General features: G+C 52.3%; 19 protein-coding genes. 10 read left to right on the top strand and 9 right to left on the bottom strand.

Annotation, left to right across the window (positions count from 1 at the left end; all coding sequences use genetic code 11):
• Window positions 1-38: 38 nt before the first annotated feature.
• From HA49_RS17500 to HA49_RS17470, 7 genes are all read right to left on the bottom strand, one after another.
• The gene (locus tag HA49_RS17500) at window positions 39-2,351 is read right to left on the bottom strand and encodes a molybdopterin-dependent oxidoreductase (RefSeq protein WP_038015586.1); all 2,313 of its coding nucleotides are present in this window, start codon (window positions 2,349-2,351) and stop codon (window positions 39-41) included.
• A gap of 124 nt (window positions 2,352-2,475) precedes the next feature.
• A complete protein-coding gene (locus tag HA49_RS17495) occupies window positions 2,476-3,087 on the bottom strand; it encodes a methylthioribulose 1-phosphate dehydratase (protein ID WP_038015584.1) in 612 nt (203 codons plus the stop codon).
• A gap of 247 nt (window positions 3,088-3,334) precedes the next feature.
• Complete coding sequence (locus tag HA49_RS17490) at window positions 3,335-3,892, bottom strand: hypothetical protein (protein WP_245610234.1); 558 nt, start codon at window positions 3,890-3,892, stop codon at window positions 3,335-3,337.
• An 80-nt stretch (window positions 3,893-3,972) separates the two neighbouring features.
• Window positions 3,973-5,325 carry a glycoside hydrolase family 28 protein gene (locus HA49_RS17485; protein WP_038015582.1) on the bottom strand — a complete coding sequence of 451 codons (1,353 nt, stop codon included), beginning with the start codon at window positions 5,323-5,325 and terminating at the stop codon, window positions 3,973-3,975.
• 163 nt (window positions 5,326-5,488) lie between these two features.
• The gene (locus HA49_RS17480; protein ID WP_038015580.1) at window positions 5,489-6,595 is read right to left on the bottom strand and encodes a M20 peptidase aminoacylase family protein; all 1,107 of its coding nucleotides are present in this window, start codon (window positions 6,593-6,595) and stop codon (window positions 5,489-5,491) included.
• A 64-nt stretch (window positions 6,596-6,659) separates the two neighbouring features.
• Window positions 6,660-7,127: a YjiG family protein gene (locus HA49_RS17475; protein ID WP_038015578.1), complete on the bottom strand. Its 468-nt coding sequence runs from the start codon at window positions 7,125-7,127 to the stop codon at window positions 6,660-6,662.
• Complete coding sequence (locus HA49_RS17470; protein WP_038015576.1) at window positions 7,120-7,800, bottom strand: nucleoside recognition domain-containing protein; 681 nt, start codon at window positions 7,798-7,800, stop codon at window positions 7,120-7,122. The genes HA49_RS17475 and HA49_RS17470 overlap by 8 nt, the downstream gene beginning before the upstream one ends.
• Window positions 7,801-8,197: 397 nt before the next feature.
• Between HA49_RS17470 and HA49_RS17465 the strand changes: the two genes are divergently transcribed.
• On the top strand, window positions 8,198-9,100 hold the full coding sequence (locus HA49_RS17465; RefSeq protein ID WP_038015574.1) for a LysR family transcriptional regulator: 903 nt from the start codon (window positions 8,198-8,200) through the stop codon (window positions 9,098-9,100).
• 17 nt (window positions 9,101-9,117) lie between these two features.
• Here HA49_RS17465 and HA49_RS17460 read toward each other — a convergent pair whose 3' ends face one another.
• Window positions 9,118-10,020: a LysR family transcriptional regulator gene (locus HA49_RS17460; RefSeq protein ID WP_038015572.1), complete on the bottom strand. Its 903-nt coding sequence runs from the start codon at window positions 10,018-10,020 to the stop codon at window positions 9,118-9,120.
• A 125-nt stretch (window positions 10,021-10,145) separates the two neighbouring features.
• On the opposite strand from HA49_RS17460, the gene HA49_RS17455 reads away from it, so the two are divergent.
• From HA49_RS17455 to HA49_RS17435, 5 genes are all read left to right on the top strand, one after another.
• Window positions 10,146-10,571, top strand: a complete 426-nt coding sequence (locus tag HA49_RS17455; protein WP_038015570.1) for a VOC family protein — start codon at window positions 10,146-10,148, stop codon at window positions 10,569-10,571.
• A 60-nt stretch (window positions 10,572-10,631) separates the two neighbouring features.
• The gene (pxpB, locus tag HA49_RS17450) at window positions 10,632-11,360 is read left to right on the top strand and encodes a 5-oxoprolinase subunit PxpB (protein ID WP_038015568.1); all 729 of its coding nucleotides are present in this window, start codon (window positions 10,632-10,634) and stop codon (window positions 11,358-11,360) included.
• The gene (locus HA49_RS17445) at window positions 11,350-12,285 is read left to right on the top strand and encodes a 5-oxoprolinase subunit C family protein (RefSeq protein ID WP_038015567.1); all 936 of its coding nucleotides are present in this window, start codon (window positions 11,350-11,352) and stop codon (window positions 12,283-12,285) included. Before pxpB ends, HA49_RS17445 begins: the two co-directional genes overlap by 11 nt.
• 320 nt (window positions 12,286-12,605) lie before the next feature.
• The gene (locus tag HA49_RS17440) at window positions 12,606-13,934 is read left to right on the top strand and encodes an MFS transporter (RefSeq protein WP_052752539.1); all 1,329 of its coding nucleotides are present in this window, start codon (window positions 12,606-12,608) and stop codon (window positions 13,932-13,934) included.
• The gene (locus HA49_RS17435) at window positions 13,931-14,707 is read left to right on the top strand and encodes a D-glutamate cyclase family protein (RefSeq protein WP_038015565.1); all 777 of its coding nucleotides are present in this window, start codon (window positions 13,931-13,933) and stop codon (window positions 14,705-14,707) included. Before HA49_RS17440 ends, HA49_RS17435 begins: the two co-directional genes overlap by 4 nt.
• A gap of 173 nt (window positions 14,708-14,880) precedes the next feature.
• Here HA49_RS17435 and HA49_RS17430 read toward each other — a convergent pair whose 3' ends face one another.
• Entirely contained in the window at window positions 14,881-15,843 is a 963-nt protein-coding gene (locus HA49_RS17430) for a sugar-binding transcriptional regulator (RefSeq protein ID WP_038015564.1), read from the bottom strand.
• A gap of 193 nt (window positions 15,844-16,036) precedes the next feature.
• On the opposite strand from HA49_RS17430, the gene dalD reads away from it, so the two are divergent.
• From dalD to HA49_RS17410, 4 genes are all read left to right on the top strand, one after another.
• Window positions 16,037-17,431, top strand: a complete 1,395-nt coding sequence (dalD, locus tag HA49_RS17425; protein WP_038015562.1) for a D-arabinitol 4-dehydrogenase — start codon at window positions 16,037-16,039, stop codon at window positions 17,429-17,431.
• An 11-nt stretch (window positions 17,432-17,442) separates the two neighbouring features.
• Complete coding sequence (gene xylB, locus HA49_RS17420; RefSeq protein WP_038015560.1) at window positions 17,443-18,912, top strand: xylulokinase; 1,470 nt, start codon at window positions 17,443-17,445, stop codon at window positions 18,910-18,912.
• Window positions 18,913-19,041: 129 nt separating this feature from the next.
• Window positions 19,042-19,980 (top strand): substrate-binding domain-containing protein, encoded by a 939-nt coding sequence (locus HA49_RS17415; protein ID WP_038015797.1) that lies wholly within the window; start codon window positions 19,042-19,044, stop codon window positions 19,978-19,980.
• 53 nt (window positions 19,981-20,033) lie between these two features.
• Entirely contained in the window at window positions 20,034-21,536 is a 1,503-nt protein-coding gene (locus tag HA49_RS17410) for a sugar ABC transporter ATP-binding protein (RefSeq protein ID WP_038015558.1), read from the top strand.
• Window positions 21,537-21,544: the final 8 nt, after the last annotated feature.

The following is a 21,544-nucleotide window of genomic DNA, read 5'->3' as shown; positions in this document are numbered from 1 at the left end:
GCGCTATTGCCGGTTCGCGGGTCATCAGAGTTGTAAGATTAATTTATTTCAACAAATTCCGGGGGGGAAAAAGCAGTAATTTCCGGAACGGGTTGCAGCCAGTGCTCAATCTCAACTTTACAGCTCTGAGCACTGCACCCCTGGCCAAGCCGTGAACTGCCACGATCTTCGGTAAGAACATTAGGATTGCCGTGTTTATCCAGTGATCCCGGAACTGACGGATCTTGCGGATCATACCAGGCACCGGTTGAGATTTGCACGACACCCTGGCGGATCTGGTCGCTCAGATGGACTCCTGCCAGAATTGCCCCGCGCTGGTTAAAGACCCTGACGACCGATCCTTCACTGATATTACGTGCTGCAGCATCTTCGGGGTGCATCCATAAGGGTTCGCGGCCCTGAATCTTGGTCTGACGGCTGACGCTGCCATGATCATACTGGCTGTGTAGCCGGGTTCTGGGCTGGCTGGAAAGTAAATGCAGTGGCCATTCTGCTGCCTGCTGCTGTTGATAATCATATTCCTGAGTATCCCAGAACGGATAGCCCGGACACTCACGGTAACCAAACCCGGCCACGGTTTCAGAAAACAGCTCAATTTTACCGGATGGCGTAGAGAGCGGATTTTGCTGCGGGTCAGCACGAAACGCCGATAAGAATATCTGCGGGCTGGCAGGACGATCGAACTCCAGCTTACCCAGTTCCCAGAAATCATCAAACTTCGGCAGACTGATACCATCCTGTTCGGCCCGTGGGCGGGATTCTTCATAAAGATGTTTCAGCCATTGTTCCGGATTACGCCCTTCGGTAAAGGTATCGGCAAAGTTAAGGCGCTCTGCCAGGCCACAGAAAATGGCATAATCATCACGCGCATCGCCGACCGGCGGAATATGCTGACGCATGGCGACCATAAAACCGTCGTGACTGCCACTGCCGATATCATTGCGTTCCAGTGCTGTCGTAGCAGGCAGCACGATATCGGAGAATTTCGCCTGAGCGGTCCAGTATTGTTCGTGGACCACCACCGTTTCAGGCTGTCGCCACGCGTCGACCAGCCGGTTCAGATCCTGGTGATGGTGAAATGCATTCCCTCCGGCCCAGTAGACCATCCGGATATCCGGATAGCGACAGTCCTGACCATCGAACTGATACTCACCACCGGGATTTAACAGCATATCTGACAGTCTGGCGACCGGGATTATGGTGTTCACCTTATTTTCCCCGGCGGGCAGGCGTGGCCCGGAAAATGCGACCCGGTCAGCACCGGCAAGGTTGGTACAGGCATAGCCAAACGCCAGTCCACCGCCCGGCGTACCTATCTGACCCAGCAGCGCAGTTAACGCTACTGTGGCCCAGTAAGCCTGTTCACCCTGGCGCGAACGCTGCAATGACCAGGAAATATTCACCATGCTGCGGTGACCGGCGAGAGTCCGGGCAAGCCCGGTAATCTGTTCTGCCGCCAACCCGGTGATGGAGGCGGCCCACGCCGCGCTTTTAACCACCCCGTCGGTTTCACCCGCCAGATACTGACGTAACGGCTCGAAGCCGACGGTGTGGCTGGCAATGAAATCCGTATCATGCAGATTTTCGCTGATTAAGGTCTGACACAGGGCCAGCAACAGTGCGGTGTCGGTGCCGGGTTTGACCGGCAGCCACTGCGCATTGCTGACGGCACTCAGATCATTTTTGACCGGGCTGACATTGATAAATTTGACCCCGTTTGCCTGCAGGGTTTCCAGCCAGTGTTTCAGCATATGGTCACTGGCTCCACCGACATTAACCTGCGAGTTTCTTAGCGGCAGGCCACCAATCGCCACAAATACTTCGCAGTGTTCTGCCAGTACCGAAAAGTGGGTATGCCGGGTATGCAGCGGACTGAGTGGCCCGAGAATATGGGGCAGGATGCGCTCACCGGCGGCACTGCTGTAGGTATTGGTACTGGCGGTATAACCGCCGAACCCCTTCAAGAACCGGTGCAACTGGCTTTGAACATGATGAAAACGACCGGCACTGCCCCAGCCGTATGAGCCACCATAAATGGCCTGGTTTCCGTGGCGTTGTTTTACCGATTGCATTTCACGGGCGACCAAATCGAGCGCCTGCTCCCAGCTGACTTCGACAAACGGTTCTTTGCCTCGTCCTTCACGGGAAGCCGGCCCGTTTTTCAGGTAGCCCAGCCGTACCGCCGGGCGGCGGATGCGGGTATTGCCGGTAATGGCCTCTGGCATTGACTGACCAATCCGGGACGGGTTTTTATCCCAGGCCACTGGTGTCATGGACGCGATTTTATCACCCGTCGTTTCTACGTGGTAACTCCCCCAGTGGGTACTGGTCAGGTTGTTTGCTGTTTTCATCAGTTACTGCCTGTCATATCGGTGAAAATTTGTGTTCCCCGAATGCAGGGAAACGTATCAATAAGTGAATGGTGTGGGTAACTCATTCTGTATGAGCCATCCTGATGGCCTTTCATTCGGGAGATTAATCGCGCTGGTACAGTCGGCGTTTTAGCTCACATTCAAACAGAAATTCCAGTCCTTCCAGATGGCGGCGGGCTTCGCTGACATCTTTACCCCAGCAGGTCAGGCCGTGGCCGCGCAGCAGGAAGCCGTATTTCAGCGGATGGGTGGCTGACCACTGTTCTATTCGCTCAGCCAGCGCGGCAATATCCTGATCATTGTCGAACACGGCAATCGGTACGGTATCCAGGTGGCTGGTCTGGCCGCTCAGGGTTTTCTGCATTTCATAACCGGACAGGTTAAGTTGTGGGCCGGTTTCGATGCGCGACAACACTGTGGCATTCGAGGTATGGACATGCAGAACCACATTGGCCTCAGGAAACAAACGGTAAATCAGGGTATGCAGGCCGGTTTCAGCGGAGGGTTTGCGCCCCGAGGGTGCCTGCAGTGTAGTAATATCAACCTGCAGGAAATCATCTGTGGTCAGAGCGCCTTTATCGCGACCGGATTCACTCAGCCAGCACCATTGGCTGTCCTGACGGACAGACATATTGCCACCGGTCGCGGGCGCCCAGCCTTTGCTGCCAATCCAATGGCAGGCGGTGACTAAGTCCGCCAGTCGTTGTTGCCACATACCCATTCCTTATTACGCGTAATTCAGTGTTGAGGTGATTTTTTTAAGCAGGTTTTAGCCATCTATATGGCTGATTGATGGTATCACTGCGCTGCAGAGGGAGCAATGATTGTCTGTGAAGACCATGGAGTACAATGGCTGGCGCGGAGCAGAGGATAATTTTGCGGCTCAGGGCTTTGCCGGGGGGTTGGAATACCTTAGCTGTGACAGACAGCAGGTAAATGGCATCTGCCCACGGAAAACGGGATCACCCCCCGGTAACATTGCGGGCAATGGCCGACAGCATACGACGACGGATCATCCCGCTGACCGGACGAATCAGATACCAGTAGGGTGTAAATGCCTTCAGGCTGGCTGAGTCCGGACAAAATACCCGGGTTTCGGTGATCAGTACGCTGACCTGTGCATCGATTGGCAGGGCCTGGAAAGTGAGTAATAGCCGGGCGGTACCTGGCAGATGGGTATCAGTGAAAAAGTCGATATCTGCGACAGGAGTTAACCCGTAGCCTGCTTCCCAAAACCTGCCCATCAACCCATAAGCCAGTTGGAAATTATGGGAACGCTCCAACAGTGTGAAATTGTCCATGCTGAAGGGAGGATGTCCTGATGTCGGGCGGCACCCTGTGCGTTCCAGTAGCCGTTGTGGCCATTCCCGTAGTTGAATCATTTTCCGGAAGAACGGGTCTTGTTCGGGACGGTAGTGTTCAGCGGCAATAATGACACGCTGCGGGGTGGCAGGGATTTGGCGTTGATGCTGTTCTCGAAACTGGTATTGCGGTAAAAATTGATCGGAATATTGCATCATCCTTTTCTCCCGGAAAGCCCGCAAGGCACAGAATCCCGCCCGGAAGAGGGCTCCCGGGCGGCGTTTAACCTACTCTGTGATTAGCTGGCTGTCCAGTGACTGTCCGGTCCCTGAAGCCATGGCAGCACATGCGGCAACGTTGTGACATCTACGTGACTGCGCAGGCCGACAACGTAACGACTCTGTAGCCCGTGGCGGGCGGAGATTCTGATATTTTTCAGTTGAATATTTTGCAGTGGCGCTTCCGGTAACCCACTGATTATCCCGGCACTGTCTGCCCCGGTCGCGGTCAGATGGTTGACCGAAATATCGTGGATAAAGGGTGTGTAGCGGCTGACAGGTTCAGGGCTGAGGGCACTGACACTGTCAGCGGAATATCCGCCATTACCGCCATAGCTGTCCGTAATCACCAATGGAACACGGACATGGCTCATCTTCAGATTATTTGCCATTAACGGGCCAATACGGCTGCCCCGGTCGCGTCCGGATTTAATACGCAGGCCATTATCGGTACCGGTAAATGTCAGATTATTTAGGGTAATACGACCAATACCATTAGCCGTTTCACTGCCTACGGAAATACCGTGGCCACGGTGTACATCAATATCTTCGATAGTGATATCACGGCTGGCAGCAGCCTTTCCGGAGCCCGCCAGGCCGGATTTTATCGAGATATCATCATCCCCGGTCGAGAGTGTCAGATGGCGTAGGGTAATATTCTGCGAAGACACGATGTCTACCCCGTCGGTATTCGGTGAGTCCGGCGGATTAGTCACCGAACTGTTAGTCATGGCAATATTCTGGCTGTTGCGCAGTACTACGTTCCACATCGGCGAGTTAATGACCCGCAGTTGGTTAATTCTGGCTTGCTGAACATGATCAAATTCAATCAGCCAGGGACGCGGCATCCCGTTAGCGGCAGGAATACCCGGCCAGTGCTGGCTAAACCACTGGCTGTCTCCCTGTTTCAGATGGTCCCGCGCCTCGCTGGCCAGTGGCCACCAGCCGTGCTGACCTTGTCCGTCAATAGTTCCCGGTCCGGTGAGCCCGATATCGCTGACATGGCTGGCGATGATTAATGCTTCATGAGGTCGCAGAGGCTGGCTTATAAATGCCGGGGTAAAATCGGAAGGGTTAGCCGTTGATTTCAGCACACTGCCGGCAGCCAGATGTAATGTCACATGACTTTTCAGTTGCAGGGGTCCACTTACCCAGACTCCTGTAGGTAATGTTACCGTCCCGCCACCCTGTAAACTGCATTGATCGATGGCTTGCTGTAGTTCCCCGGTCACCGGCTGGCTGGAGGGAGGCAGAGAGAGTGAACACTGCCGGTTGGCGGCCTGTGCCGCGGAACAACTAAGAGTCGCCAGTAAAGTGACAACCCCCAGGGCCAACGGAGTAAAAAATTGGCTGGGACGTTTGGCTAACAGCATGAGTTCTCCCTGATAAAGGTTGATGACAAGCAATGTCTTATCATAAACAGCCCGTGGCAGAGAGGACCCGGAATTAAGGTTACGGAATGTGGATATGGCGGGTGTTGTGCAACAATATGTTCAGAAAAAATGACGGCCTCCGGTTTCAGGGAGGCCGTGACCATTATTCGCCGAGCACCTGCTGTACGCAGGATTTAAAGATTTTTACCCCAATCGCCAGAGCATCTCGATCAAAGTGCATTTCCGGGTGGTGCAGGCCCGGGGTGAGGTTACAGCCCAGTCCCCAGAACCCGCCTTTCACCTGCGGGCAAAGACGCAGATAATGGAAAAAATCTTCGCTGCCAGGGGTTGCCCGCGCCGGGAGCAGAGCGTCTTCCCCCAGATTCTCGCGGATAGCCTGGCTGATGATTTGGGTGGCTTCATCATCAATAATCGCAGCCGGCATCTCCTTGAGAATTTTTATGTCGACCGTAGCGCCCAGGGCGGTAGCGCTTCCCTGAAGGGCAGCGGTGACTTTCTGTTTCAGCTCAGCCATCGGGGCATTTTCGGCAGAACGTAAGTCCCAGCAGACGGTGGCTTCAGAAGGAATTGAATTGGTCACTCCGGCATCACACAGAAAGCGCGTGGCTTTGGCACTGAAGGTCAGAGAAGGGGAGAGGTGAATGGTGTTTACCGCCTGTACTGCCTGGACGGCGGCATCCAGAGCATTGACCCCAAGGTGTGGACGTGCGGCATGGGCAGCTTTGCCGGTAAATACCGCTTCTACGGTGGCGGAAGCGGAATAGTACATCGCCGCGACAGCCTGACCCATTGAACACTCTTCCAGAGGGCGCAGGTGGAAACCGAGCAGCATATCCACATCATCCAGCGCGCCGCCTTCGACCAGCGCGATGGCTCCGGTTCCCAACTCTTCGGCAGGCTGGAACAATATTTTCAGACGACCTTTCTTCACCAGGCCTTCACGCAGCGTTTCTTCTGCGGCAGTCAGGACCACCGAGGAGTGGCCATCGTGGCCGCAGGTGTGGCGGGCGACATGCTGCCCGTCAATAATGTGGCCCAGTGCATCCATATCGGCGCGTAGGGCTAACACCGGGCCTGGCTTACCGCTGTCCAGTTCAGCAATGATACCGGTTGTACCGTTAAAGTTGCGGGTCACCTTAAATCCGACGGCTTCCAGCGCCGAAGCGATGTAAGCTGACGTCTTAAACTCTTTAAAACCTAACTCGGGAATTTCGTGCAGCACGTTAAAGTGCTCTAAAGTGCGTGACATACTTCTCTCCTTGATCTTTTCTGCCCGACGGCCAGGGAATACCGCCGGGAACGCGTGGATAGTTTCAGGCAATAAAACGCATAATCAGCATAGAAATCACGGCATTGACGATGCTGGTTAGCATCAGTAATGGCCAGTATTTTTTCGGCACATCTGCCACACCAAGTAGCCGGCCCATGTATTGCAACTGAGCACCCATCAGGAAGATAGCCGGAATTAAAATGGTGATTTGTGCAGGATCGAGGGTACCTTTTGTCAGCAGGCTGACGGCGACGCCGGTTCCGGCAGAAGAGGAGAGCCAGGCCGTCAGTAATACTGTGACCGCTTCACCGGGCAGACCAAAAATTCCCATTACCGGCGCGAAAACATGGCCAATAAACTGCATCACCCCAAGCAAATTCAGCATTTCGGCAATCACGTAGGCCATGACTACGTTCGGCATCAGATTATTGATAGCAATATTGAACCCTTTACGGGCGCCAATCACAAAAATGTCGAACGGGTTCGCGCGGGTATTTAGCTGATTACTCATTGATGAAATCCTTTTTATAGACTGTGTTTAAGGCCAGTCTGACCAGCCCTGCGCCAACAAATTTAAGTACGAACATCAGCAGTAGTGGAACGATAAGCGGGGTCGTTAATGAGGCAAACAGCGCTGAACCAATCGCAAAATAGTTATTAATCAGTCCTGCGCCGGAATATTGCCAGGCACCCATAATAATCACGTGTTTACGGGTTATCCGTTTGCTGTCGTACAGTTCCTTACTCAGAGCGGCCCCTGCATCGGTACTTTGCAGATCGGTGATGAGCGCAAGTCCGGTAAAGCCTGGCAGCCCCAGTAGTGGTTTCAGCAGCGGTGTCAGGAGTTTATGGGCGGCGCGGATTGCCCCGTAGTGGGTGAAAATTTCCAGTAATCCCAGGGCGAGCATGACGGTGGGGACCAGTGACAAGGCAAACAGGAAGCCGGCTTTGGCGCCGAATCCCCCACTGCCAACAAATGTGCCGCCTGCGGATTTCATAGTACCGAAGGCACCTCCCAGCGTCGTGAAATCAAAGGCCCCCAGCCAGTCCATTCCTTTGACCTTGAAAAACAGGCCGGAAAAAACCAGTAACACAGCTATCAGGGCGATCCATGCCCCGGGGGTGACTTTCAGGGCGGTTTCATCCTCCGCCGGGCTTGGTTTGGTCATGTTGTTATCGCTCATAATTATTCTCTGTCATATTTCAGTCGGTTATTTCCCTGGTGCTGGAAGATGCCGGGCTTTATTTTGTCTGTCCACAAAATAGAGTGTTAGCAGGGATTGTGCCTGCAATAAAACTGAAGCTTGCTGGATAAACAATATCTGTCCGGGTGATTGTTTATATTGGTATAAATTTACAACCGACCGCGCAGAATGAGTTATATCAATAAGGTTATCAGTAAATAATCGGCATTATATTGGTGCAGTGGCGCTATTATGGTGCAGTGATAAAAACAAAATTTACTGCCTGTCACCTGCCGTTATTCAGTCCGATTATCTAAAAGCGTTTTAAGAATATAAATATCAGATAAACGGTGTTATTGTTGCTTTCAGGTCAACACTTACCCTGGATCCTCCGCAAATGTTTCATGAAAAGCCAATGAGCTACCTGTATGAAGTCGGTATCCAGGGAGGTATTCGCCGTGCTGCCGATATTCTGGGAATTAATCCGTCAGTGATAAGCCGGCAGATTGCGCAACTGGAGCGTGATTTACAGTTGCCGCTTCTGGAACGTCGTGGGCGTAATGTGGTACTGACCGAAGCAGGACGTTTGCTGGCTGAGGATTTTTTCGAAAGCCGTCAGCGCAGACTGAAACTGGAAGGGCATCTGAAAGATCTGCGCCATATGCAAGGGGGCAGTGTATCCATCCGGATTGGCGGCGGGCTGGTGACAACCTTTATTCATGAAATTGTGACCCATTTTTCCAAATCTTATCCGCAGGTGTTTGTTGAAATTACGGTAGCCAGCATGCAGGAGATGCTGAACGCGGTCATTCATAGCGAAACCGATATGGCCATGGCTTTCGGACCTATCGGCAACCCGGAAGTGAAACGGCATAGTTTTGGCTGGGGGCCGGTATGTGCAGTAATGTCGCCAGACCATCCGTTGAGCGGCGAGCAAACGATTAGTATCGAAACCCTGGCGGATCAGCGGCTGATAGCGCTGACCGAACAGTTTGGTCTTCAACGTTACATGAACGCGATGTTTCGTAGTTGCGGGTTAATTTTTACCCCGGCCTACCGTTGTAATTTGTTTTCAACGGCGATGGAACTCAGTGTCGCCGGATTAGGGATTTCCTGTATGTCGGCCAGGGCCGCGGGTCAGATGATTTCTGCCGGTAAACTGGTGGCGATTCCGATTGACCACCCGATAGCCCGTGAATCACAGTGCCACCTGCTGCGTAACTCAGACCGTCGGTTTACCCCTGCTGCTCAGCATATGTGGCAGTTGCTGCGTAACTATTTCACCGATACCCAGTCCTGAGTTGTACTCATGGAATATCACTCAGCATCGGGTGCTGGCCAGTGACTTTCCAGCCTTTTAGCGCCTGACAACAGGCATTGGGTGAGCATCATATGCAGTGACGAACGGCGATTAGCGTGGCGCATGACAATGATCAGTTCACGATAGAAGGTTCTGGACTGCAGCGGAACAATCCGTACTCTGGCATTACGGCTCAGCCACTGGCCGGAAAGTGGCACCAGCGCAACGCCCAGACGATTTTCGACCATCCTGACAATGGCCTCAATTTCATCCAGTTCAAGAATTTGTCGTGGTTCCAGTCGTTGCTCGCGGAGAAACTGGCTGACCAGCCGGCCACCGAATGAGGTGCGGTCATATCGAACGAAAGGTTGTTCGCGCAGCAGTGTTCTGGCATCGTCTCCGTCTACCCCTTCGGGAACAATCAGCACATAGGGTTCCCGTAACAATGTTTCGCACCAGAGTTCTTTAGCGAGGCTGAATGAGGGCTTGATGGTAATCGCCAGATCCACGTCACCGGTTTCTACCATCGACAACAGATTGAACGAAACGCCAGGCACCAGTCGGGTTTCAAGATGTGGAGCAACCTGTTGAATATCTACCAGAACCTCGGGTAACAGCCCGGACTGAATGGTAGAAATGGCACCAATTTTAACCACTCCACGATATTCACTGACATTATTTGGCTGGGACATGCGGGCAAAAATACCGAGGATCTCTTCGGCCATCGGCAGAATCCGGTTGCCGGCTGCACTCAGCATGACACTGCGCCCGGAGCGGTCAAATAACTGAACACCCAGGGCATTTTCCAGGATTCGCATTTGAGCACTGACCGCGGATTGTGTCAGCCCAATGCGTTGTCCGGCAGCGGCAAAGGTCCCGTACTGAGTGACCGCAACGAAGGTTTTGAGTTCTCTTAGCATCAGGCTTACCACTCATCAAAATAATTGTTGATTGAAACTAATAATATTCGCTTTTCATCAAAAAATATATCAATAAAAATGGCATCTCACCCTTGAGCTAATACTGAGCAGTCGGAGATATAATTATGGCACTAAGTCCTTTTCACCTGGCAATCCCGGTTTATGATTTACCTGCAGCCCGTCATTTCTACGGTGAAGTGTTTGGTCTGTCTGAAGGTCGTTCCAGTACCCAGTGGGTCGATTTCGATTTTTATGGTCACCAACTGGTGATTCATGAGCATCCGCGCACTGCGACCCAGGAGTCTGCTCACACCAACCCGGTGGACGGTCACGATGTACCGGTACCTCATTTTGGGATTGTCCTGAGCTGGGATGAGTGGGAAAGCCTGGCGGCCCGTCTGCGCGATTTCAACACCAAATTTGTGATTGAACCTTATGTCCGTTTTAAAGGGCAGGTGGGTGAGCAGGCGACCATGTTCCTGCTGGATCCTTGCGGCAACGCTCTGGAATTCAAAGCTTTTAAAGATATGTCTCAACTGTTCGCAAAATAATTATAAACGGTCAGTGGGTGTCTGCCGGGAGTGTTTCCCGGCATCTTTGTGGAGTCAATAATGTCGTATTCTGCGCTACGCTGGCGCTGTGACCCGTCGGGTGAAGACTGCCTGATAGTTACCCTGGATGTTCCGGAAACCCCGTGGCGGCTGACCAGTCAGTTGGCTACATGGCTGACTTCACAGGCGTTGCCCGGTGTCACCGATATTGTGCCCGGGGTCGCCACTCTGGGGATCTATTATCAGCCCGGCTTACTCTGGGCACAGGACAATCAACTGTCGCCCTACAGCCAGATGTATAACCGGCTGGAAATCTTGCTCAACAGCTGGCGACCTGCCAGCAGACACACGCCACGGGAAGTGGTGATCCCTGTCTGTTATCACCCTGAATTTGCTCCTGACCTGCCGCAAATCGCTGACCACTGTGGTTTAACGCCGAAACAGGTGATTGAACGCCATCAGTCTGTGGCCGTGGATGTGATGATGATTGGTTTCCTGCCGGGGCACCCCTATCTCGGAATGCTGGATCCTTGTTTTGCCATGCCACGCCGCTCGACTCCCCGATTAAGTGTGCCTCAGGGCGCTATCGGGATTGCTAACCGGCAAAGCGTGATTTATCCGCAGCAGAGTCCTGGCGGCTGGAACCTGATTGGTCGTACCCCGTTACTAATGTTCCGCGCTCACCATCCAACCCCCTGCCTGTTACAGGCCGGAGATAGCGTGCGATTCTCGGCCATCAGTCGTAAACAGTTTGATAAACTGCAACAGGAGGCACTGCGTGGCCATTGAAATCTTACATCCCGGGCTGGCCAGCGCGTTATACGACAGTGGACGTTATCGCTGGCAACAATTCGGAGTTCCGGTCTGTGGAGTGATGGACCTGTTTTCTCACCAGCTGGCTAACCGGCTGGCAGGCAACAGTGATGATCCCGCGACTCTGGAGATGACATTGCAGGGACCGAAACTACGCTTTCTGCGGCGTGCCGTGATTGTACTGACCGGGGCTGATCTCTCTCCGACACTGGATGGTGAGCCGGTGGAAATGCTGCGCCCACTGAGTGTGCCGGCCGGCTCAATACTGAGTTTCGGCGCGCGGCGTAAAGGGGCGCGTAGTTATCTGGCGGTTAAGGGTGGATTTGCTCAGCCGGAAGTAATGGGCAGCCAGAGTACCTGTCTCGCCGCAACATTTGGGGGATATTCGGGGCGCAATCTGCAAAAAGGTGACAGACTGAATTTTCGCTGGCCACTGCATAATATCAGCCGGTTACGGGCACCTTTTGGCATGCCAGATATTTTCCCGCAGCCTCAGCAAACATTACGTTTTATTCCGGGTAAACACTGGAATTTATTAACCGAAGAAGCAAAGAAACAATTTATTAACGGTGAGTTTACCGTGAGTCAAAACTCAAACCGGATGGGGTATCGCTTACAGGGAGAGAAGCTGTCTCTGTTGCAACCGGCAAATATCTATTCTGAAGCCGTCAGTTGCGGTACAGTGCAATTACCTGCTGACGGATTGCCGATTATATTAATGGCTGACAGCCAGACGACCGGCGGCTACCCGAAAATTGCGCACATTGCGGCGATTGATCTGCCCTATCTGGCACAATCATTACCTGGTGCACAATACAGCTTTCAGCAAATATCATTACATACTGCACAACAGCTTTCCTGGCAACGCCAGCAGTGGCTGGAAAAAATCCCTGCCTGCTAATTATCCTCTAATGCACCTTTTTGGTGAGCCCGGATCATTTTGGTGAAAATGTCCGGGATATATTTCCCCCTTACCCGTTTCCTTTTAAATTGCCGTCGCTATCCGGCAGGTGAAATATTGTCTTTTTAGCCTTTTAATGAGAATGAATATTATTCATAACCCGTTATCCGCATTTATTTTAATACAGGATAACGACTGACGAATAATTTCTATCAATGGCGGAATTGGTCTCCGGGTTGCTTGTTATATCCACACAATAAAAAAGAACGCCGGATGTTGTGGCAGTTCTGTTAATAATTCACCTGTGAGGCAAAATCACCATGTCCTATGAAACTGAAGCGGAATTTGTGCCGGTGTCTGTACACCAGCAAAATGCCGCCCGTCATTTACTGGCCCGGCGTGCAGCGGTCGCCGCCATGACCGGAACTGCAATTGAATATTATGAGTTCGGTATTTATGGTTTTATGGCATCGGTTATTGGGCCATTATTTTTCCCCGGCTCCAGCCCTGCGGCAGCATTATTATCCGTTCTGGCTGTCTTCGGCAGCGCGTTTCTGATTCGGCCACTGGGCGGTATTTTACTGGGCCGGATGGGCGACCGTCTTGGGCGCAGAAAAATATTACTGCTCACCGTGCTTGGCATGGGGGGGTCTACGGCTGCCATTGGGGTGTTACCGGATACTGCATCCATCGGCATTGCCGCGCCAGTCATGCTGGTGGTGTTGAGACTGGCACAGGGATTCTTTGCCGGAGCAGAAATTGTCGGGGCCGCGGCCTTTGTGGCAGAGTCGGCCCCGCAGGGTAAACGCGGTTTCTATGGCTCCTTTACTCCGGTTGGCGTTGCGCTCGGCGGTGCTTTGGCCGCGTTTGTCTGTGGATGCATGTTACATACGGTAGATGCCACACAGTTACAGCACTGGGGCTGGCGGATACCTTTCCTGCTGACCATTCCACTGGTCATTCTGTCGGCGGTAATGCGCCATCAGGTCGAGGAAACTCCGGCCTTTAAAGAGTTCAGTCAGGGAAAAAAACCGGAACATACACCGTTTATCACCATGATCCGCGAACACCGTTTTGCGTTACTGCGGGTGATTGTGCTGACCTTCGGACAGAATGCCGGCTACTGGATTGGCATTGTGTTTATGAATATCTATCTGACGACCTGGCTTGGATATGACAAGCAGCAGGTGTTCTGGTTAATGGCGTTTATAAGTCTGGCGATGGCGGCAATGATGCCTTTCTGGGGTGGATTGTCCGATAAACTGGGACGCAGTAAAGTTCTGAAAATTGGTTTCCTGGGCTATGTTGTGTTGGTACTACCGATGATGTCGGTGATGGGACACCATAACTACTGGCTGGCGTGTGTCGCGATGTTTATCGCCAGCCTGCCGATGCCGATTGTACAGTCAGTCGGGTACCCGACTTATGCGGAACAGTTCCCGACCCGGGTTCGTTATAGCGGGATGGCGCTGAGTATCAACATTGGCGCTATTCTCGGTGGCGGGATCACCCCTTACCTGGTGACTGCGCTTATCGAAAAAACTGGCTGGTTGTTTATGCCGGGTATCTTTATGGCCTGCGCTGCCGTGCCGGGTCTGTGGGTACTGCTGAGGATGCGTGATACCCATAAACAGGAGCTGTCAAAATGAAGGTGACGACTCCGCAACAGTTGCGTGAACTGGCTGCCGCCGGAGAGTGGCGGCAACCAACCGCCGGAATGCTGGATGATTTCCAGCAGGCTAATCTGGTGATTGTACCTGCGGCGCAGGCATGGGATCTGTTGCTGTTCTGTGTCCGTAATCCTAAAGTCTGCCCGTTGCTGGCGGTAGGGGAACCCGGAGAGTATCTGCTCACTGCCGGAAACACCCGTTTCGACGTACGCAGTATGCTGCCGCGCTATCGGGTCTGGCACCACGGTGAACTGGCCGATGAACCCTATGATTTAACACAACACTGGCGGGAAGATGCCGTCGCTTTCCTGCTGGGGTGCAGCCATACCTTTGATGGCCCGCTTCGCCGGGCAGGAATACCGGTCAGCCATCAGGCCCCTCCGGTCTATATCACCAATATTCCCTGTGTCAGTGCAGGGAAGATAGGTGGGCCTATGGCAGTCAGCATGCGACCTGTACATCATTCTAAAATTGCGGTGGCCACCGGAGTGACCGCGCGTTACGCCTCAGGTCATGGTATGCCGGTGCATTACGGATCGCCGGAAACCATTGGGATTAGCGATATTACTGTGCCAGATTTTGGCGTCTACCCGGGGCTGGAAGAGGGCTATGTGCCGGTCTTCTGGGCCTGTGGAGTGACTCCGCAGATTGTACTGCCTCCGCTGAAGCCGGAGTGGATGTGCAGCCACTATCCCGGCCATATGCTGGTACTGGATGACAGTGTGGATTTTTTCTCGTTACAACAAGGCTGACCGGTAGAACGCACCCCCGGGATTTTGGGAGGCCGGCATTTAACACTACGGCCAGTCACAACCTGGTGGCAGCGTCTGACAGGCGCTGTTGCCATTCCTCCATGTGACCTCACGGAAAATGCCGGAAAATGAACGACCCGGTGCCGTTATTCTTTCTCTAAGCTCTCCGGCGATTAGCTTTCTGCCGGATGGTTAAACAGCAGCCGTCGTGCGGTATCTTCGTCGGTCACCAGTCCGTTAATCCAACGTCCACGCAGTACTGCCTGTATTGCCTGGAATTTTTCGGTGCCCCCGGCAAAGGCAATCCGTTCATTTTGCGGGCAGGGTGTCAGCGGAATGCTGGTACGGCGCTGATCCAGCAGATCCCCCACCAGTTGACCGTTCTGATCGATAAAATTACCTAACATTTCAGCGACGGCCCCGGCCGACACCAGCCGCTGTACGTCACTGCTATCGATAAAGCCGTCGGCATGCAGCGGGCACTGAAAGCTGATTTGCCCGATACCCAGGAAAGCCACATCAGCCTGGCTGGCTTTACCGTAGATCAGCTTGTAAATCCGCTGGTTACACCAGATATCCCGATCTTCCGGACTGTCGGCAAACAGAGGGGCTGGCAGGATAAAGTATTTGCTATGAGTCTTCTCCGCAATACTGAGCGGAACATCATATTGGGTACAGGAGCCATCCGAGGCGATAGCGCCAATCAGTGACAGACAACTGTGCTGAGGATAGTGTAAATCCGGCAGTTGTTTGATAGCAGCACGAAGCGCGCGGCCGGAGCCTAACGCGATAATCTGCGGCTGCTCACGGTTAATCACCCGTTCCAGTTCTTCGGCTGCGGCTACGGCTATCATCCGGTTTAAGGTGCTGGAATCCAGTCCCGCAGAAGGAACAACCTGACAGCGGACCAGCTGAAAGTTTTCTGCCAGTTGTGTGGCCAGTGAAGCACATTCTGCAATATTGTGATTGATATTAACCCTTACCAGCCCGAGCTCACTGGCGGCGGCGACCAGTCGTTGTGCAACCTGACGTGAGACACCGAGCACCTCAGCAATCTGATGCTGGGTTTGTCCGCCTACGTAGTACATCCAGGCGGCTCTTGCTGCAAGCTCCTGTTTTTTATTTGATTTTGCCATTATTCATCCATCGTGTCCGGGGGTGTTCATGACTACTATAGCGCCTGATAATCCCGTCAGGCTGATTTAAAATAATAAAAATGTGATTTATTGCTCATATTTAGGGTAATTGTTCACATATATTAATTTTAAATAATTATTCACAACATAAACATTTGCCCAAAATATGAATTCCTCTGAGGAGGTGCTGATTATGTCTGAAACCACTACTACACCGAATGTCTGGATGCATCTTGGCGCCGGTTCTTTTCACCGGGCACATCAGGCCTGGTATCTGCATCGTTTACTGCAACAACAGGATGAACGCTGGTCAATTGCGCTGGGGAATATCCGTAATGATGCCGATGCGCTGTTAGCCGCACTGGAACAACAAGGCGGTCAATACACCCTGGAAACCGTCACTCCGGAAGGAGTACGCGACTATGAAACCATTACCTCGATTCGTAAAATTCTACCTCACGACCCGCAACTGAGTGCGCTGATTGCCCAGGGCGCGTCGCCGGCCACCAAAGTGATTGCGTTTACTGTGACAGAAGGCGGTTATTATCTGGATACGGAACACCGACTGGACCCGCAGCAAGCGGATATAAAGGCTGATTTAGCCGGTGGAGCCTGTACTATCTATGGTGCCCTGACACGTATCCTGAACGGCCGGCTACAGGCGGGAGGAGAACCGGTTACGCTGCTGAGTTGCGATAATCTGCGGCATAATGGTGAACGTTTCCGTCAGGGATTTCTGACGTTCCTGACACTGTCCGGCCAGCAACAGTTACATGACTGGGTAGAAAAACAGACCACCTCCCCGAATACCATGGTTGACCGTATTACACCCCGTCCGACTCCGGATATTGCGCCGCGGGTCCTGGAAGTTACTGGTATCCATGATGCCGTACCGGTGATGGGGGAAGCCTTTATTCAGTGGGTGATTGAAGAAAATTTTATCGCCGGCCGACCTGCACTGGAGAATGTGGATGTCGAACTGGTGGAATCCGTGCAGGCATTCGAAGAAGCTAAAATCCGTATCCTGAATGCCAGTCATAGCTGTATTGCCTGGGCAGGAACGCTGATTGGTCAGTCCTATATTCATGAAAGTACCAGCACTGAGGCCATCAAACAGTTGGCGTGGAATTATGTCACCGAAGATGTCATTCCCTGCCTGTCACCGAGCCCGCTCGACCTGCAGGTTTATCGCGATGTTGTCCTGTCACGGTTTAGTAATCCCTATATTCAGGATACTAACCAGCGCGTGGCGGCAGATGGTCTCTCTAAAATCCCCGGTTTTATTACCCCGACACTGATGGAATGTTATGCCAGAGGAGAGATACCGCGTGCTACGGCTGTCCTGCCGGCACTGTTCTTCCTGTTTATGCAGCGCTGGCATCGTGGTGAGCTGCCTTATGAATATCAGGACGGGGTCATGAACGCCGACGAATTACACCGGATGTTTGATTCAGAAGATCCGCTGGGTCTTTTCGCGTCGAATGAGGCGTTATTCGGTGAGCTGGCAGCCAACCAGTCTGGTTTTACTCAGCTGCTGCGTGACACGGTGGCGCAACTGAAACCGTTGCTGGCATCTGCAGCACACTGACCGGAGGCACTGTGTATCTTGGGATTGATGTCGGAACATCCGAAATAAAAACCCTGGTCATTGATGAGCAGGGGAAGATTGTGGCCTTTGCCGGTGCGGAATTAACCATTCAACGTCCGCATCCTCACTGGTCAGAACAGGACCCGCAAAGTTGGTGGCAGGCATTACAGCGTGCGATGGGTCAGTTACGCGAAAAAGCTGCGGAGCATTGGTCCTCGATTAAAGCCATTGGTTTATCCGGTCAGATGCATGGTGCAGTGTTACTGGATAAACAGGGCGAAGTTTTACGCCCCTGTATTTTATGGAACGACACGCGAAGTGCGGAGCAATGCCAGCAACTGACGGCAAAAGCACCTTCTCTGCATCGTATCGCCGGTAACCTGGCGATGCCCGGGTTTACCGCGCCAAAATTGCTCTGGGTTGCCCGTCATGAACCGGATATTTTTGCACGGATCGCGCATGTTTTGCTGCCGAAAGATTATCTGCGCTGGCGGATGACCGGTGAATTCATCAGCGATATGTCTGATTCTGCCGGCACGTTATGGCTGGATGTGGCGAAACGTGACTGGTCAGATGAACTGTTACAGGCTTGCGATCTGACCCGGGAAATGATGCCGGCGTTAGTGGAAGGCTCTGCGGCAGGCGGGCGTCTGACCCCGGAGATCGCCGCCGAATGGCATTTGCCCGCCGGACTAGTGGTGGCGGGTGGTGGCGGTGACAATGCGGCCAGTGCGGTGGGGATCGGCGCGGTCAGACCGGGAGACGCCTTTATTTCGCTGGGAACCTCCGGAGTGCTGTTTACCGTTAATGAGTGCTACCGGCCAAACCCCCAATCGGCAGTACATGCTTTCTGTCATGCTTTACCCCAACGCTGGCACCAGATGAGTGTGATGTTAAGTGCGGCCAGCGCATTGCGCTGGGTCTGTCAGATCCTTGGCTGTGATGAAACGACCCTGATGGCAGAAGTCGGCAGGCTGACGCTGGATCAACGACGCAATGCGCCGATCTTCCTGCCGTACCTGTCTGGCGAACGTACTCCGCATAACGATCCTCAGGCGAGCGGTTCTTTTCATTATCTGACACATGACGTTACCCGCGCTCATCTCGGTTATGCGGTGATTGAAGGTATTACCTTCGGCCTGGCCGATGGTCTGCGGGTGCTGAATGAAGCGGGGACCGAACTCAGTGAATGTTCTCTGGTAGGAGGCGGGGCCCGCAGTGCTGAATGGTCTCAGTTAATCGCGGATGTCCTTAATCTGCCGATGATTACCCATGAAGGCAGCGAAGCCGGCGGTGCATTAGGCGCAGCCAGGCTAGCCTGGCTTGCCGATGGCGGTGATGAAGCACAAGTGTGCGTCAAACCGGCGGAAAAACAACGTTTCCAACCACAGGCAGACCACTGGGAGTACCTGCAAAAACGTCTGAAAGCGTTCCGGCTGATGTATCAGCAGCAACTGGAGGCCCGAAAAATATTAGCTTAACCCTTCCCCCGGGCATCCCGGGGGAAGGGTGTAACCGATGCCGGTAGCGTCCTCTGTTTAAGGAAACTCTGGCTGCTCTGTCCCTACGTATAGGAAAGCATTATGAAAATAAAAACGCTGGTTTGTAGTATGGCACTGGTTATGGCTTCTGTTTCGTCAGCCGCTTATGCGGCGGATACTATTAAAGTCGGTTTTGCTAACCGGACGCTAAATGGTGCCTTTTTTAACGGGCTGACCGAATATATGAAAATTCATGCCAAAGAGCACGGTTATGAATTAATTACTACGGATGCACGTGGTGACCTGAATAAGCAAATCTCTGATGTGGAAGATATGCTTTCTCAGGGGATCAACTATTTAATTCTGAACCCTCAGGATCCTGAAGCCGGTTTGCGGATTACACAAATGGCCAAACAGAAAAATGTCCCCGTCGTGGTACTGGACAGTGATATTTCCCTGGATGCGCCGGTGATTACCCGTGTGCAGGCAAACAACGTAAAAAACAATATTTTGATTGGTGAATATGCGGTCGACAAATTCGGTGACAAACCGCTTAACTGCGTTTTAATCAGTGGTAATCAGGGAAATCTGGTGGGAGAAGCGCGCCGGGATAACTTTATGCGTGGTGTCCTCGAAGCCCAGTTGCGTAAATATAACCATACTCAACTGACGATCCTTAGCCAGGGCTGGGGGAACTGGGACCAGCAAGGGGGTCTGAAAGCCATGGAGGATATGATTGTTGCTCAGGGCGATAAAATTAACTGTGTGTACAGTGAAATGGACGATATGGCCTTAGGAGCGATCCTTTCTCTGCGTGCGGCGAATAAACTGCAAAATGTCAGCGTATTCTCCCACGATGGTTATAAAAAAGGCCTGGAAGCCATTAAACGCGGTGATTTACAGGCGACCGCCTCGAATAACCCTGATTTACTGACCAATACGGCACTGGATGTCATTCAGAAATATCAGGCCGGGCAGAAAGACTTCCCTGACTATGTCTATATCCCGTCTATTCTGATCACCAAGGATAATGTGGATAAATATTATAAAAAAGATTCGATTTTCTGATAATGGCCTCTCCCCTGGTGACAGGGGAGAGGCTGGTTGCAGAGGGCCTGCCAATGGAAAACTACGCGATTGTAATTGAGCATGTCAAAAAACGCTTTGGCGGGATTCATGCTCTGAAAGATGTTTCATTAAAGGTGAAGCATGGTGATATACACGCGATTGTCGGTGAAAATGGTGCCGGAAAATCAACATTAATGAAAATTCTGTCGGGTATTTATATAAAGGATGACGGAATATTAAAAATTAACGGCGAAGAACTGCATTTTACCTCACCGGCACAGAGCCGTGAAAATGGTATCGGCATTATTTACCAGGAGCTGGCACTGGCACCTGATTTAACCGTGGCTGAAAATATTTATCTCGACAGTTTAGGCCGCGGAAAAGGTATTGTTCACTGGAGTGAGTTAAATAAGCAGGCCGGGCGGGTATTAAGCCGTCTGGGATTTGATATTGCGCCAGGGCAGAAGGTGGGTGATCTCAGTGTTGCCTATCAGCAGATGGTGGAAATTGCGAAATCTCTGGCCCGTGATGTGAAAATTCTAATTCTGGATGAGCCGACGGCTGTTTTATCCGAACGTGAGATCGATATTCTGTTTAGCCAGCTTAAATTACTGAAAGGGCAGGGGGTGACGATCCTTTATATCTCTCACCGTCTGGAAGAAATATTCAGAATTGCCGATGCTATCAGCGTGATTAAAGATGGCGAATCAGTCGGGGAACTTGATCCGCATACCTGTACCGAAGATGACATTATTTCGGCGATGGTGGGCAGAAAATTTGAAAATCTCTATCCGGAAAAAAATATTCCTCAGCAGGAAGAAATTCTGCGGGTAGAAAATCTGAATACCCGCAGTTTGCTAAACAATATCGATTTGCAGGTGCGTAAGGGTGAAATTGTCGGTCTGGCGGGCCTGGTGGGGGCCGGGCGCAGTGAAATCGCGCGCTGCCTGTTCGGTATTGACCCGATAAGCAGCGGGACTGTTTTCAAGAATGGCCGCAAAATTACCTCCCGCCATCCCGCAGATGCAGTCCGGCATGGTATTGGCCTGGTGCCGGAAGACCGAAAGCATCAGGGGGCGATACTCCCACAAAGTATTCGTGAAAATATTTCGCTGTCGCGTATTAAAAAGGTCTGTGTTGGCTGGGGACTGATCAGCCATTCCCGCGACCGGGCTTTGGCCAGTGATTATCAGAAGAAATTAAAAATCCGCATGGGTTCGACAGAACATCCGGTCTCCAGTCTGAGCGGTGGTAATCAGCAAAAAGTGGTGATTGCAAAGTGGCTGAATACGGAATGCGATTTTCTGATTCTCGATGAACCTACCCGCGGTGTCGACGTCGGGGCCAAAGTAGAAATTTATAATGTGATCCATGAACTGGCGCGCCGTGGTTTTGCGATCTTATTGATCTCTTCCGAGATGATCGAAGTGATCAATCTTTCTCACCGTGTCTATGTCATGAGTGAAGGCAGTATTACCTGTGAACTTCAGGGCGAACACATTACTGAAGAAAATATTATGAAGCATGCTATTCCTAAACGTGCACTGGCTGAATGAGGAACATT

This window comes from Tatumella morbirosei, assembly GCF_000757425.2.
Classification (GTDB): domain Bacteria; phylum Pseudomonadota; class Gammaproteobacteria; order Enterobacterales; family Enterobacteriaceae; genus Tatumella; species Tatumella morbirosei.
This window is presented reverse-complemented; position numbering and strand designations above follow the sequence as displayed.